Raw genomic sequence first — 14,088 nt, 5'->3', positions numbered from 1 at the left:
TGAATGCGATCGTGGCGATACGTCCGTTTCAGGCGGAGCGCTTTGCCGGCGCGGCTGCATTGAAGCGGCTCTGAACCGCGTCCAGTCCCAGCCGGTCGCGGAGCGTCCCGTCGCGATACTCGCTGCGGAACAGGCTGCGTTTGCGCAGGAGCGGGACGACCTCTGTCGCGAAGATATCGAACTGCGCCGGCAGGATCGGCGGCATGACATTGAAGCCGTTGGCCGCGCCGGATGTGAATCAGTCCTCGATGATGCCGGCGATCTGCTCCGGCGTTCCGGTTGCGGTGAAATGGCCGCGCGCCCCCGCCAAGCTGTGCAGTAAGCCGCGCAATGTCGGCCGCTCGCGCGCGACCCGCGCAGTGATCGACTGTGCCCGGCTGCGCGAGGCCTGAACCTGCAACGGATCTGGAAAATCCTCGACGGAAAGGGTCTGGTCGAGTTTCAGATGTGAGAAATCGTGGCCACCGAACCGGCCCGGCAGCCTGGCCATCGACCCGAGGCACCCCATGCGACAGCGGAAAATGCAGCGCTATCCGCGCCATCTGTCATTCGCTCAGCAAAACAAATCACTCATCACGGCATTCTCCCGGAACCGTGAATCAGATCTCAAACAAGATTAATAGGTCCTGAGCCTAGCCTTTCTCACGGCGAATGGACGCAGGCTGCATCTGTATCGTCGCCCAGCTGGATGGATGCTCGGCCTCATGATCCAGCACCATCCGCGCACCGCACGGGACCGCACCTCAGGCGAAAACTTGTTTGTCGTCTTGCTCGCAGCTCTGCCTTCTCAGGAGTTGGAGCCTCCGACAAACCCGGCGCAGTTCAGGAACGGCAAGCGGGGAACGTCTGGGTCCTGGCATGCCAGACGGTTCAGGCAAAGCTGGATGGCCATCACCAGCTTCAAGTCTGGGTTAGTCCGTCCTTCACCGACATCCGAAACCGCTCGATGCGAACATCGCTGAACAGGCCTTGGGCTACGAACGGGTCGTTCATCACGAGGTCCGACGCCGTCTGCCGATCGTCAGCATCCAGGACCAGAATCTGTCCGAGCCTGGTGTTGCCGTCATCGGAAAGCAACGGGCCGGCAAGTCGGATGCGAGCCATGCGTCCCGACCAGTAGTCGTCATGCTGCGCTCGGATCTGCTCACGGAGAGATAGCTTATCCGGGTTTGTCGTCAGCATAGCCAGATACATCGCAGTCCAGCTCCAAAAAGTCGATATTACATAAATAAATATGCATAAATCCGTATCTTAAAAAGAAGCGACCTGCAACGGCCTTTCTGCTTCGGAATTGGGGTGTGGTTGCAAGAAGGTGCAAACGGGGCTTCGTCCCCCGCGCGCGGCATTTTTGCACATCCGATAATTTGCTAAACCTTGAAGCTAAGCAGGGTCCATGCCATCAGGGCCTGATGGCATTCCCGGCTTTGCAAAGCCGCGTGCAGTTGGATACGACATGACCACGAAACCAGGTCGGGCCGAAATAGTGGCCGAAAAGAAGAAGAGTCCTGCCAAGGCCGCGACGCACAAGGATCAGGCGATGACCTTCGCCCCGCCTCTAACGGTATCGCACCGCGAAATGCTGGTGTCGGGAGGCGACGACGAGTTCAGGCAGGTGATCTATACGATCGTTCAGGTCCTCAGCGAGGTCGAATCCTGTGGAGCGGCGTTCGGACGCGCGATCGGCCTGACGCGTTCGCAGTTCGTCGTTCTGATGGGCGTTGCCTATCAGCAGGCTGACAGCGGGGTCAGGATCAACATGCTGGCACGTTACGTCCAGCTCGCCTCCACTCACGTCACGACCGAAGTCGGCGTGCTCTCACGCAAAGGGCTCGTGCTGAAAATGGTCGATCCAGGGGACCGGCGCAGCGTTCTGGTCCGGCTCTCTCCGCAGGGAGAGACGACGGTGACCTCAATCGCACCTTTCGTCAGGCGCGTGAACGACCTGCTCTTCAAGGACATCAGCCGGGATCAACTCAAGGCGCTGCGCGAAATCTTCACCGTCCTCTCGCTCAACAGCGAATTCGCACTGGCCGAGGTCCGGCGTTCGGAGCGCGAGCAGGCTGCTAATCTGAAGAAAGCCTACTGACCGTAGAACTTTAGGGACAGGCGGCGATGACCGCGATCTCGATCCTGCCCTTGCCATTCAGCGTCGCGCCGACGCAGGAGCGGGCCGGCAGGCTGCGCTTGTCGACCCATTCTGTCCAAGCGGCGTTGAAAGCCGCGAAATCGCGTTCCATGTCGGACAGCCACACCGTCGCTGAGATCAGTGCCGATTTCGATGTGCCGGCGGCAGCGAGGCAGAGGTCAACCTCCGCCAGCACCGCTTGTGTCTGCGCGGTCATATCCGCATCGCCATCAGCGGGCATGATCCCGGAGAGGTGAACGCAGCCGTCCCAGGCTACGGAATCGCCCCTGTGAGGCAGATCGTCACGATTGAGACGCTTTATGTGCACGGGAGCTGCTCCTTTCGCGATGCCAGCTGGAGCGGGGCGCCGCGCTACTTCATCCCGCGGTTGGCTTCCTCGCGCAGATCGCTCCAGATGCTGCCGACGAGCTTACCGAAGCGCTCGCTGGTGATGATCTCTGAGGAGCGTGGGCGCGGCAAATCGATGTCGACGATGCGTTTGATGCGGCCCGGCCGGTAGGTCATGATCACGACGCGGTCGCTGAGCTGCACGGCTTCGGTCAAGTTGTGCGTGATCAGCAGCGTCGTCTGCTTCAGGGCCTGCTGGATCTGCAACACCTTGTCACCGAGCAGGATGCGGGTCTGCTCGTCGAGCGCCGCGAACGGCTCGTCCATCAGGAGGATCTTGGGCCGAACCGCAAGCGTGCGGGCAATTGAGACGCGCTGTTTCATTCCCCCCGACATTGCTGCGGGATAATGATCCTCGAAGCCTTCGAGACCGACCAGTGCGAGCATCTCGCGGGCGCGCTCGATCCGCTCCGGCTTTGGCACACCTGCGGCTTCCAGTGGAAACAGCACATTCTCCAATGCCGTGCGCCATGCGAAGGTCGACTCCTCCTGGAAGACGCTGCCGATGGTGCGCCGCGCCGTGGCGTCCGACTGGCCGTGTACGACCACGTCGCCGTCATAGCGCTCGAAGAATCCGCCCATGATGTTGAACAGCGTCGACTTCCCGCAGCCGCTCGGCCCGATGATCGAGATGAACTCGCCGTCGGCGATGTCGAGCGAAAAGTCCTGCACGGCCCATTGCGGCGCTTGCGCGGTTCCATAGGCCTTGCCGACCTTGCGCAGGCTGAGTGCCGGGACAAGCCCGCCGGCATGGACCGCGGGCGGGGTATGATCGACCATCGTCATGCTGCTCGGCTCCTGCTTCGCGGATCGGACGCCGGGGCGGGCCTTCAGCCGGCCCCGGACTTGAGATCAGGCGCCGGTCGCGGCCTGCCGCTGGCGCGTACGCTCCAGCTTCCACGGCGCGAAATGCGGGTCGAGCTTGAACAGCGATTGCGCATTGCCACCAAGGATCGCGCGCTTGCCGCTCTCCTTGAGGAAGGGCAGATCGTAGATCGTACTCGGCAGATCCATGTCCCAATGGGGATAATCGGACGAGTAGAGCAGCTGGCTCTCGGCCTTGATCATCTTGAAGGTCAGTTCAAGGGCGTCCTGGTTGTCGACCATCTCCATCGGCTGAGACGTATAGAACATCTCGCGCATGTAATCGCTTGGCTTACGCTTCAACAGCGGCGCATCAGAACTGCGCATCATGAACTCGTTGTCGAGGCGCTGCATCAGGAACGGCACCCAGGCGAGGCCGCTTTCGATCCAAAGCGTCTTAAGCCCCGGAAAACGCTCCGGCATGCCGTTCATCAGCCAGTTCGTCATATGCACCATGTTGTGCCAGACGAAACCCAGAGCGTGCACGGAGATGAAGCGGTTCATCAGCGCGGTCGACTTGTCGCCCCAGGTATAGGCGGCGTGGAAGCCGAGTGGCAGGCCGCGTTCCTGCAACGCGCCATAGGTCCTCGCGAAGGCGTTGTCCTGGACGCTCTTGTAATGCGTCGAGGTCACCATGAAGCCGATCACGCCCTTCCGGTCACCGAATTCCTCGACGATCTTGTAGCAGGCGTCGGGGTCGTTGAAGGGCAGATAAAGCATCGACGTCAGGCGCGGCTCTTCGGCCAGGATATTGTCGCAAAGCCAACGATTGTAGGCACGCGCCAGTTCGACCTCGACCTCGACGCGCGGGCAGGTCGAGATGTTGAGCATCGGCGTTGGAAACATGCAGGCCATGTCGACACCCATCGGGTCCATCCAGCGCCGCATCAGTGTGATGTCGCGGTGGATCGTGGGTGGCGTCACCTCGTGCTTCCGCATCGGGTAGCGCGTCACCCGGCCGGCCATCTCCTGATAGGAGCCGTCTACCGACGTCACGCCGCCGCGCGCCATGCCCTGATACAGCGCTTCGTCGCGCAGGACGGGGTCCTCGATGTATTTCGCGATTTCGCCGAAGGCCTCGGTTTCGTAATGGTGCGAATCGACATCGACGATGAGGAAGTCCTCGTATCCGCGCTCCGTCGCCTGCCCATAGGCATTGGCGAGGTGCTGCTCGGTGTCGAAGGATTTTCGGGACGGCTCCCGGAAGACGCCTGCTGTCGCGGTCATGGACGTTCCCTCCCGAGGGCTGTTTTCGCGACCTGCCGCGAGCCGATATTGGACACCGCCTGCCATGCGGCGAGTTCGAAAACCGCGAGCTCGACGCTCTCCAGGATCGCGGTGCAGGCGATCACAGCGTCGGTCGCCGACACGGTATTGTTGCCCGCGAATGTCACGGGCACCTCACCCTCCTGCGCCTTGGCTGCGAGCAGGCGGATCGCGCTGGCGAAGACGGCGCCGAGATCCGCGTCGTCGATCGAATGGATCGCACCCGCATCAGCGGCTTCCGCAAAACGGCGGGCCAGTTCCGCAGCCAGATCGCCGGTCGGAAGGTCGGCTGGATCAGAGTTGGACATAAACGCTGCCCTCCCTGACCACCGCCTTGTGCTTGTGAAGCCGGATCGCGGGATTGATGACGTGTTCGCCTGTCTTGATATGGAATTCATAGCCGTGCCACGGGCACACGATGTGCATGTCGCTCTCGTCGTACCGCTGGCCGAGAAACCGGCCATCGCCGTCGATCAAATCCTGTACCTGCGGAATCCGCACGCCTTCGCAGGCCGGGCCGCCTTGGTGGGGACAGCGGTTGCGATAAGCGAGATATTCGCCATCGTGCAACATCACGCCGATCTGCCGGCCCGGTTCGCCGACAAGCCGGACATTCCCGTCCTCCAGCTCGCCGACTTCGCATACATAGAGCTCGCTCATGAGACCCTCATTTTAATAAGGTATATTATAATATGGCGCCTTGTGAATTGATGTCAATTGACAAGGTGCCTTATAATTCCGCTATTGCGCAGCTTCTTGGATGGAGAGCCAATGGACAACGGTGGCAACAAGCGTGCCGATATCGGAATCGGATGGCGCCTGCGCCGCGCGCACATGGCGTTCAGCCGGGGGTTTCGGCAGGAACTGGCGAAAGCGGAGGTGTCTTTCGGCCAGTTCGTCCATCTCGAAAAGCTCTGGGAAAACGACGGGCCGACTCAGGCCGAGCTCTCCCGTGCTGTCGGGATCGAGACCGCGTCGTCCACGACGATCCTCGACGAGCTCGAGCGCCGCGCCTTCGTTACGCGCGTGCGAAATCCGCAGGATCGGCGCAAGATCAACGTCTATCTGACGGAGGCAGGCCGAGCGCTGGAGCCGCTGCTGCTGGAGCGCGCACGCGCCGTTAATCTGCAAGCCAAGGCGAAGCTGACCGGGAAGCAGGTCGAGGACCTCTTCGCCTTGCTCGAAACCGTCACCGACGCGCTGAACGAGATCTATCCGCAGGCCAGCCAGGGCGACGCGCGGGAACGCCTGAGGAGCTGACAGCCGGGCTAGGTTTTCATCCATCCCGGCGTCCGCAGTCACAGCGCGATGTTGATGTTCTTGATCTGAGTGCATTCGAGGAGTTCCTCGATCGACTCCTCCCGCCCCATGCCCGACTGCTTGTAGCCGCCGAAGGGCGCGCCGGGAAAATGGGTGCTGCTGCCGTTGATCCAGATATAGCCGGCTTCGACGCGCGCGGCGGCGCGATGAGCGGTCTTCAGGTCCTGCGTCCAGATCGAGGCAGTCAGGCCGAGATCGGAATCGTTGACCGCCTCGAACATCTCGTCCTCGTCGCGCCAACGAATGACAGACATGACCGGGCCGAAAATCTCCTCACGCGCGATCGTCATGTCCGGCGTCACGTCTGCGAAGACCGTCGGCGGATAGAAGAAGCCCTTGGCAAAGGCCGGGTCGGTCGGCGCCTCGCCGCCTGCGACCAGCCGTGCGCCTTCCTGCTTGGCGAGCGCGACGTAGTGCATCGTCTTGTCGAGCTGCTGGCGGCTGACCAGGCAGCCCATCTGCGTCGCCTCGTCTGTCGGCAGGCCGTAGGAGACGCTGCCGACAGCCTTGACGATGTGGTCGACGACCTCGTCATGGATTGTGTCGTGCAGGAAGATGCGAGAGGTCGAGCCGCAGGACTGACCGCACCAGGTGAAATTCATGCCCTGCACCGCGCCGGCAGCGACCTTCACAGGATCGCTATCCGGATAGGCGATCAACGCGTTCTTGCCGCCGAGCTCGAGCCCGACCTTCTTCAGCGTGCCGGCAGCCGCGCGCGCGATCGCCTTGCCGGTCGGCACGGAGCCGATCAGACCGACTTTTGCCACGAGGGGATGCTCAACCAACGCTGCGCCACATTCGCGCCCACCGGTCAGCACACCAATGACGCCCGCCGGGAACAGCGGCCCGATCAGCTCCGCAAGCCGCAGCGTGGAGAGTGGCGCCTGGTCTGGCGGCTTGATGATCAGCGAATTGCCGGCTGCCAGCGGTGCAGCCGCGCGCGAGGTGGCGAAAAGGAAGGGATGGTTGAAGGCATTGATGCGCACGACGACGCCGAGCGGCTCACGCAGCGTATAGTTCAGCGTATCGTCGCCGAAAGGGATGGTCTGGCCCTTGAGCTCGGTCACGAGGCCGGCGAAGAACTCGAAAGCCTGCGCGCCACCTTCCGAATCCCTGATCATGCGCTTGAACGGACCGCCTGAGTCGGCGGAGTCGATCAGTGCAATCTCCTCGGCGTGCTCGCGGATGACCCGGGCAGCTTCGCGCATGATCGCGGCGCGCTCGGCCGGTTTCACTGCGCGCCAGGTCTTGAACCCCTCGCAAGCGGCTCTGACGGCGGCATCGACGTCGGCAGCCTGCGCTACGGCATAGCGGCCCAGGCTCTCGGCATTCGCGGGGTTGAAGGATTCTTCGGTGCCGCCGTCCTGCGCCGGGGACCAACGTCCGCCGTAGAAAAGGTCGCGATGGAGGGGGAGCTTGTCGAGATAGGACGGCATGTCGTCACCTCATCAGGAAGGGCTTCGCGTTTTGGTGTCGGCTTAGCCGCCGCCGGCGTAGCCGGCCTCGATATGCACATCGATCACCGCAACCTTGCCGGCGCGGACCTGTGCAACAGCATCTTTCAAAGCGGCCTGAAGCGCTTCGCGGTCCTGCACCGGGCCGATCGCATAAGCACCCTGCGCCTTGGCCATTGCGGCGATATCGGGCTCGGGATCGGCAATGCGCTGCCCGATCCACTTGTTCTCTACGGGCCGGTCGCGCTTGCGGGCCACCCGTTCCTGATGCTGCTCGTCATTGAAATAGGAGCGGTTGTTGGCGACGATGATCAGCAGCGGGATATCGTAATGCACTGCGGTCCAGATCGCGGTGATGCCCATCAGCGTGTCGCCGTCTCCCAGGATGCCGACCGGAAGGTGATCGCTGTCGCGCAGGGCCAGCGCGGAGCCGACCGCCATGCCAGGACCTGAACCGACGCCGCCGCCGCCGGAATGTCCGAGTTGATCGAGCGGATGGTCGAAATCCATCAGGGCTCCGTCCCAGCCGAGCGGCACGCGCGTCAGCGAGACAGGCCCGCCATCGTTCGCCTGATCGAGCGCATAGGCGATGTCGGCCAGCGTCAGCTCCGGCTTGGGCGTAGGCTTCGTGGGGCGTCGCTTGTTCGTGACATAGGCCTGCTTTGTGGCCGGCAGCTTCGCCACGAGCGCAGGGGTGAAGGCTTCGGGCGTCGTGGCGATGTGCAGATCCACGGCCGGCAGCGCCATATGGTCGAAGCTGAAGCCGTTATGGACGTGATGGTCGACCGAAACCTGGATCACCTTGGCCGGGCAGGGCTTGCCTGGCCAGACGACGCTGGCGAAGCCGGCGAGGTCGACCCAGTCCAGCGACAGCACGAGGTCGGCCTCCGCGAGGCGCGCGAGGGCCGGCTTGGTCAGGTTCATGCCGGGCGGGCCGACATGCAGGGGATGGGCGGTCGGGAAGGCGGCGCCGACCTTGAGATCGGTCACCACCATGGCGCCGAGCCGCTCGGCCAGCGCGATGCGGGCGGCCCAGGCTTCGGTGTCGCGCGTGACGCGCCCCATCAAAATCGCCGGGCGCTTGGCGGCGGCGATCAGCGCCAGCGCCTGATCGAGCAGCGCGCCATCCGGGGCAGAAGCCGCAATTGGCCGATAGCGGCTGAGGTCGCAGGGCTCGCTGCGCGGCGCGCAGGCGGATTCCTGAACCTCGGCGTCGAGATTGATATAGACCGGGCCGGCCGGGGCCGTCAGCGAGAGCTGCATCGCCCTCAGCAGCGCTTCCTCCGCCGCCTCGACCGAAGCGGGCTGGTCATCCCACTTCACATAGCTGCGTAGCATCGCGCCTTGGTCGCGCATCGTGTGGATCCAGTCGATGAACGGCCGCCGCTTGGCGGCATCGACCGGGCCGGTGGCGCCGAGAACCAGCATCGGCAGCCGGTCGCACCAGGCGTTGAAGATCGCCATCGTCGCGTGCATCAAGCCGACATTGGCGTGCAGGGCGACGGCTAGCGGCTTGCCGCAGGCTTTCGCGTAGCCATGGGCGATGGCGACGGCGTGCTCCTCATGCAGGCACACCATCATCTTCGGGGCAGTATTGCCGAGGTAGTTGACCAGGCTGTCGTGCAGGCCGCGGAAACTTGATCCGGGGTTGAGGCAAACATAGGGCAGGTCGAACTGGGCGAGCAGCGCCGCGATCCGGTCGCTGCCCCAGCCCTGGACCGGCGTGCCGCGCAGCAGCGGAGCCTCGACGGAGAAACGAAGGTCGGAAGAAGGCTCTGCAGTCTCGGGCGCGCCGCCCTTGGCCATCGTCGCGGTCATCGGATTCCCCTCGTCGCGTAGATGAATTTACATCCATAAAATAGATAAATATCGGAGCTGTTTTGACGGGTCAAGATGCTGTTTGGCTTGATCGCTCTGCTTTGGTAGGCGGCCTCGTTCGAGGGCTACGGTCCGCGCGAGGAAATGCCCGGACTCTGGGCAATCTCCCTAATAATAGCTTCAGTTTTAAGCTTGCTAATTAACTAGAAGATGTATCTAATTTATCGTCTCGACGCGAGATCGCATGTCCCGTCGTGGCTGGAGTCGCACTCACGCATCTATCAATGAACAAGAGGGGAAATGCGATGCGCAAGCCGATCGTTGCTAGCCTGGTGGCCTTCTCGACGCTCGCCGGGGTTCATTCCGCGGCCATGGCACAGTCGCCCGAGACGGTGAAGGTAGCCGTTTCCTTTGTCGGGTTGTGGGATACCTCCCAGCCGACCTTCTGCAAGGACCGTGGCGAATTCGCCAAGGCCGGCCTCGACGTCCAGATCACGCCGACTCGCGGCGGGTCCGAGACCGTTCAGGCGGTGATCGCCGGAGGCGCTGACATCGGCTATTCGCCCGGCACCTCGGCCGTGATCGCAGCCTATGTGAAGGGCGCGCCGATCAAGATCGTCGGTTCGGAATTCGTCGGCCAGAACGACACCTTCTTCTATGTGCCGGCCAATAGCCCGATCAAGAAAATCGAGGACATCGCCGGCAAGAAGGTCGCTTATCCGCGCCCCGGCGGCGCCTCCGAGGCTGTGCTGCTTGGCCTGAAGGCCGAGCGCAAGCTCGACTTCACCGCCGTCTCCACTGGCGCGATGGACGCGACACGGACGATGACGATGACGGGCCAGGTCGATGTCGGCTATTCCGTTCCGCCATCGGGCCTCGATGCGGTAACGAGCGGCGAAATCCGCGTGCTGTTTGCCGGCGACGTCGTTGCATCGCAGCGGGACATCTCGGCGCGCGTGAACATCGCCCACACGAACTTCCTGAAGCGGGGCGAGGTCGCCAAGAAATTCTTCAAGGTGCTCGATGAATGCGTCGACTGGGCCTACAAGAACACCGACCAGAGCCTGAAGATGTATGCCGAACTCAACAAGGTCAGCCTCCCGGTGGCGACCGAGGCCCTGAAATTCTATGGCCGCGACCAGCTCCGCTTCACGCCGGTCAAGGGCCTCGATGAATCGATCAAAGCCGCCATTGGCGGCAAGTTCATCGATAAGGACCTGACGGCGCAGCAGAAGACCGACATCGTCGACCTGATGAACTAAGGCTTTCGTTTCGCAGAGATGGGCCGGCGGCCGATGACGACCGCCGGCCCATGCATGTGTTTTCCCATTCGCCGTTGATCACGACAGGATGCCGATGCGGCGATCCTTCACTGACTTGGAGGCACGCTACCCGACCGCTGCCGATCTTCACGCAGCGGGCTTGCGACGCGTGCCGCGTTTCGTCGCCGACTATGTCGATGGCGGCTGCGGTGAGAATGCGACGATGGTCCGTAACCGGCAGGCATTCAAAAGCCTGACGCTTCTGCCGCGCTACGGTCTCGGCGCCTTTGATCCGTCGATGGAAATCGAGCTTTTCGACGCGCGTTATGCGGCGCCTTTCGGCATCGCGCCGATGGGACTGGGCGCCCTGGTGCGGCCGCGTCTGGAAGAGCGGCTCGCGCGAGCGGCACAGGCAGCGGGCATTCCTTATGTGCTGTCCACAGCCGCCAGCGCTGACATCGAGACGATCGGGCGGCTCGCGCCGGACGTGTTCTGGTTCCAGCTCTTCGACTTGCCGCGCGAGGATCACCGCATCACCTTCGATCTGGTCGCGCGCGCTGAGCGGGCGGGGGCCAAAGTTCTTGTCCTCACCATCGACACGCCCATTCAAGCGCGTCGGCCGCAGGATCTGAAAAACCGGCTTGGTGCGTCCGTCCGCCTGAGCCCTCGGATGCTTCTCGATATCGCATTTCGGCCGCGTTGGGCCGCGGAGATGCTGCGTCATGGCCGGCCGGGCTGCGAAGGTTTGCGGCCTTATCTCGCGGTTGGCGCGACCTCCGAAGAGTTGGTGGCCTTCGCCGGGTCGCGGATTCAAGGCGGCTTCACCTGGGAGCTCGTTCGGCGCATTCGGGATGCCTGGCCTCGCGCGTTGGTCGTCAAAGGCGTTCTCGCTCGCGGAGATGCCGAACGCGCCGTCGAGGCCGGTGCCGACGGTATCATCGTTTCCAATCATGGTGGCCGAACCTTCGATGCCGCACCGGCCAGTCTCGCGATGCTGCCGGAGATCGCCAAGGCCTGCGAGGGGCGAGCGACGATGATGCTTGACAGTGGTGTGCGCAGCGGGCTCGACGTTGCGCGGGCGGTGGCTTCAGGCGCGCGGATGGCTTTTTTGGGCCGACCGTTCCTGCACGCCGTCGCTGCGCTGGGCGAGGATGGCGGCGATTATCTGGCCGCGCTTGTGCGCACGGAACTGCGCCATACGATGACGCAGCTCGGCGCTGCCGACGTAGAGGCCTTGGGTTATGTGCGCCACGCCGAGCCTTACCAGGCGTAGACCCACCAATGCTCCGAGGGCAGGGGGTCGACGCGGGCGCGGGCGTCGAGATTGCGATAGCTTCCGCCGAAAAAGACGAGCGGCTGCGCCGCCTCATTACCATGGCGCGTGACTGAAAGCACGCGGCCCAGGATGATGATGTGGTCGCCGCCGTCCAGGATCTGGTGCGTCTCGCATTCGAACCAGGCCAGCGCACCCGGCAAGAGCGCCGCGCCGCAGGCGGCGCTCTTCACGATCTCGACGCCATCCCATTTGTCGGGCTGTGCCCGGCCGAAGCGGCTCGACAAGTCGCGCTGCGATTGATCGAGCACGTTGACGGCGAAACGCTCGACCGTGTTCCACGCGGCGAACGACTTGGCGTTGCGGCCGATGCTGAACAGCACCAGCGGCGGGTCGAGCGAGACCGAGTTGAACGAACTGACCGTCGCGCCGATCTGCTCTCCGTCGCTTTCGGCGGTTACGATGGTGACGCCGGTCGCGAACAGGCCGAGCGCGGCACGCAGATCGAGGCTGGTGAAACCGGGCGAAGGGTCGAGAACCGCTCCGGCGCGGTTGTCCGCGGTCGGGGTTCGGTTCCCGCTGTCCATCACAGCGCCGGCATCGCGAGCGCGTGATCGACCAAGTCGGTCGAGCGCTTGAGGTCGTAGTTGCGGTACATGTTCTGCTTCACCAGGAAGGACGCGCCACCGTAGAATTTCTCGTATTGCTGGTGGCGGGCGCCGAATTCGGAGCCGATGAAGTCCCAGGCCAACCGCATCAGTGCGATGCGCTCGCGCGCACCGGACACGCTGGAGGCGAGATAGCGCTCGATGTCGGCCGATGTCTCCGGGCTCTCGAGATCCTTGAGCGAGGAGGGCATCGAGATCATGGCCGAGCCGGTCAGCTCCTTGATGATCTCGATCATGCGGGGGTTGATCTCGGATTGCAGCGCCATCACCGCATAAAGCGCGGTGCGTGAAGGCCAGACCACGCCGTTGACGTCGATCGTCGCCTTGAGCTCCTGCGCCTCCAGCATCGTCTCGACGATCGAGGAGAGCGCCGCGAGTTCGCCCATCTGCACCATCACCGGCGGCACGTTGGCATTTCCAGTGGCCTCGTTCATCCGCTGGGCGAGGCCGACCATGAAGCGCAGCTTCGTGGCGTAGCGCGCCTGCGCCTGTAGATTGCCATAGGCGTGGGAAGGCGTCTTCCACCACTGGTCGCGGCAGATTTCGATGTTGCGATAGATGAAGACGTGCTCCCAGGGCACGAAAACGTTGTCCAGCACGACGAAGCAGTCGGACTCGTCGAAGCGGCTGCTCAGCGGATGGTCAAAACCATTCTGCGCCTGGGTGGCGAAGGGGCGGCGCGGATAGAGCTTCAGCCCCGGCGCGTTCATCGGGATGGCGACGCCGATAGCATGGTTCTCGTCGCCAGGCTGCAGCGGATGTATGCAGCTCAGATAAAGAACATCCGAATAAAGTCCGGCGGTGGCAAGCTGCTGCGCGCCGGCGATGACGATGCCGCCGTCCTTTTCCTTCACCACGCCGGCATAGAGCGTCGGGTCGCTCTGCTTATGCGCCGGCTTGGAGCGATCGATCTGCGGCGGCACGATCGCGTAGGTCGCCCAGAGGTGGTTTTCGCGCATGTGCTCGTAATAGGACACGACGTTGTCGGCGAATTGCTGCCCACCCGCGGCGAAAACCTCCGGAACCGCGGCATAGCCGCAGAAAAAGCCGGCGACGTGGTCGGGCGTGCGGCCCATCATCCCGAATGTGGATTCGGACCAAGTCTCCGAGGCCAACCGCTTGGCCTTCAGGTCGGCATGGTCACGCGGGATCTGGAAGGCGCGCAGCACGCGGTTGCCGGAGGAGGGCGAAATGTACGTCATGCGCTCCTGCATCGCCGGTTCGGCGGCGATGTCGTAGAGCCTGGAGGCCGAGAGCGCGGCCTGTCGCAACGCGGGGTGCTTGGTCACGTCGCGCACACGTTCGCCGTCGATATAGACCGTGCGACCGTCTGCCAGCGAGCGCAGATAGTCGTCGCCCGTGCGCAACGCGCCGGTCGGGGCGGTGACCTGGGAAGATGCGGAATTTGCCTTTGGGACGGCGGACATTGTGGTTCCTCCGGGCGATCCTCGATCGGGATCAATTAGCTACGGTTTGTAGCTTCTAAATGTAACTTAAATCTGTCGCTGTCAAGCGCCTTGGCGAACTCACGCATCACGCGATGTGCCCGGCCTCATTGGGAAAATCGTGTTGCGCCTTATGATAAGATGGCTTACAAATTTCGTGCGCGGGATCGCAGCTCTCCGCATGC

General features: G+C 63.1%; 16 protein-coding genes. 4 read left to right on the top strand and 12 right to left on the bottom strand.

Annotated features, from left to right (window positions below; all coding sequences use genetic code 11):
* Positions 1 to 28: 28 nt before the first annotated feature.
* The 3 genes from AC1DR6_RS11870 to AC1DR6_RS11860 all read right to left on the bottom strand — a co-directional run bounded on the left by AC1DR6_RS11870 (position 29) and on the right by AC1DR6_RS11860 (position 1,194).
* Entirely contained in the window at positions 29 to 205 is a 177-nt protein-coding gene (locus AC1DR6_RS11870) for a hypothetical protein (RefSeq protein ID WP_476829438.1), read from the bottom strand.
* A 33-nt stretch (positions 206 to 238) separates the two neighbouring features.
* Positions 239 to 490: a hypothetical protein gene (locus tag AC1DR6_RS11865; protein ID WP_476829437.1), complete on the bottom strand. Its 252-nt coding sequence runs from the start codon at positions 488 to 490 to the stop codon at positions 239 to 241.
* Positions 491 to 900: 410 nt separating this feature from the next.
* Positions 901 to 1,194: a YciI family protein gene (locus AC1DR6_RS11860; protein ID WP_476829436.1), complete on the bottom strand. Its 294-nt coding sequence runs from the start codon at positions 1,192 to 1,194 to the stop codon at positions 901 to 903.
* A 259-nt stretch (positions 1,195 to 1,453) separates the two neighbouring features.
* On the opposite strand from AC1DR6_RS11860, the gene AC1DR6_RS11855 reads away from it, so the two are divergent.
* The gene (locus tag AC1DR6_RS11855) at positions 1,454 to 2,086 is read left to right on the top strand and encodes a MarR family winged helix-turn-helix transcriptional regulator (protein WP_476829435.1); all 633 of its coding nucleotides are present in this window, start codon (positions 1,454 to 1,456) and stop codon (positions 2,084 to 2,086) included.
* A 10-nt stretch (positions 2,087 to 2,096) separates the two neighbouring features.
* Here AC1DR6_RS11855 and AC1DR6_RS11850 read toward each other — a convergent pair whose 3' ends face one another.
* The 5 genes from AC1DR6_RS11850 to AC1DR6_RS11830 all read right to left on the bottom strand — a co-directional run bounded on the left by AC1DR6_RS11850 (position 2,097) and on the right by AC1DR6_RS11830 (position 5,323).
* Positions 2,097 to 2,453 carry a RidA family protein gene (locus tag AC1DR6_RS11850; RefSeq protein ID WP_476829434.1) on the bottom strand — a complete coding sequence of 119 codons (357 nt, stop codon included), beginning with the start codon at positions 2,451 to 2,453 and terminating at the stop codon, positions 2,097 to 2,099.
* 44 nt (positions 2,454 to 2,497) lie between these two features.
* On the bottom strand, positions 2,498 to 3,319 hold the full coding sequence (locus AC1DR6_RS11845) for an ABC transporter ATP-binding protein (protein WP_476829433.1): 822 nt from the start codon (positions 3,317 to 3,319) through the stop codon (positions 2,498 to 2,500).
* A gap of 66 nt (positions 3,320 to 3,385) precedes the next feature.
* Positions 3,386 to 4,624: an amidohydrolase family protein gene (locus AC1DR6_RS11840; RefSeq protein ID WP_476829432.1), complete on the bottom strand. Its 1,239-nt coding sequence runs from the start codon at positions 4,622 to 4,624 to the stop codon at positions 3,386 to 3,388.
* Complete coding sequence (locus AC1DR6_RS11835) at positions 4,621 to 4,971, bottom strand: hypothetical protein (RefSeq protein WP_476829431.1); 351 nt, start codon at positions 4,969 to 4,971, stop codon at positions 4,621 to 4,623. Before AC1DR6_RS11835 ends, AC1DR6_RS11840 begins: the two co-directional genes overlap by 4 nt.
* Entirely contained in the window at positions 4,958 to 5,323 is a 366-nt protein-coding gene (locus tag AC1DR6_RS11830; protein WP_476829430.1) for a Rieske (2Fe-2S) protein, read from the bottom strand. The genes AC1DR6_RS11835 and AC1DR6_RS11830 overlap by 14 nt, the downstream gene beginning before the upstream one ends.
* Before the next feature lie 111 nt (positions 5,324 to 5,434).
* Between AC1DR6_RS11830 and AC1DR6_RS11825 the strand changes: the two genes are divergently transcribed.
* Entirely contained in the window at positions 5,435 to 5,923 is a 489-nt protein-coding gene (locus tag AC1DR6_RS11825; protein ID WP_476829429.1) for a MarR family winged helix-turn-helix transcriptional regulator, read from the top strand.
* 38 nt (positions 5,924 to 5,961) lie between these two features.
* On the opposite strand, the gene AC1DR6_RS11820 is transcribed toward AC1DR6_RS11825, so the two are convergent.
* Together AC1DR6_RS11820 and AC1DR6_RS11815 are read right to left on the bottom strand one after the other, a co-directional pair.
* Positions 5,962 to 7,419: an aldehyde dehydrogenase family protein gene (locus AC1DR6_RS11820; protein WP_476829428.1), complete on the bottom strand. Its 1,458-nt coding sequence runs from the start codon at positions 7,417 to 7,419 to the stop codon at positions 5,962 to 5,964.
* 42 nt (positions 7,420 to 7,461) lie between these two features.
* Entirely contained in the window at positions 7,462 to 9,255 is a 1,794-nt protein-coding gene (locus tag AC1DR6_RS11815; protein WP_476829427.1) for a thiamine pyrophosphate-binding protein, read from the bottom strand.
* Positions 9,256 to 9,560: 305 nt separating this feature from the next.
* Between AC1DR6_RS11815 and AC1DR6_RS11810 the strand changes: the two genes are divergently transcribed.
* Both AC1DR6_RS11810 and AC1DR6_RS11805 read left to right on the top strand, forming a co-directional pair.
* On the top strand, positions 9,561 to 10,517 hold the full coding sequence (locus AC1DR6_RS11810; RefSeq protein WP_476829426.1) for an ABC transporter substrate-binding protein: 957 nt from the start codon (positions 9,561 to 9,563) through the stop codon (positions 10,515 to 10,517).
* A 115-nt stretch (positions 10,518 to 10,632) separates the two neighbouring features.
* Positions 10,633 to 11,790 carry an alpha-hydroxy acid oxidase gene (locus AC1DR6_RS11805; RefSeq protein WP_476829425.1) on the top strand — a complete coding sequence of 386 codons (1,158 nt, stop codon included), beginning with the start codon at positions 10,633 to 10,635 and terminating at the stop codon, positions 11,788 to 11,790.
* Here AC1DR6_RS11805 and AC1DR6_RS11800 read toward each other — a convergent pair.
* Both AC1DR6_RS11800 and AC1DR6_RS11795 read right to left on the bottom strand, forming a co-directional pair.
* Positions 11,778 to 12,377: a flavin reductase family protein gene (locus AC1DR6_RS11800; RefSeq protein WP_476829424.1), complete on the bottom strand. Its 600-nt coding sequence runs from the start codon at positions 12,375 to 12,377 to the stop codon at positions 11,778 to 11,780. The two genes, AC1DR6_RS11805 and AC1DR6_RS11800, sit on opposite strands and share 13 nt — an antisense overlap.
* Positions 12,377 to 13,885: a 4-hydroxyphenylacetate 3-hydroxylase family protein gene (locus AC1DR6_RS11795; RefSeq protein ID WP_476829423.1), complete on the bottom strand. Its 1,509-nt coding sequence runs from the start codon at positions 13,883 to 13,885 to the stop codon at positions 12,377 to 12,379. The genes AC1DR6_RS11800 and AC1DR6_RS11795 overlap by 1 nt, the downstream gene beginning before the upstream one ends.
* Positions 13,886 to 14,088: the final 203 nt, after the last annotated feature.

Source organism: Allobosea sp. P5_A5, from assembly GCF_056400625.1.
This window is presented reverse-complemented; position numbering and strand designations above follow the sequence as displayed.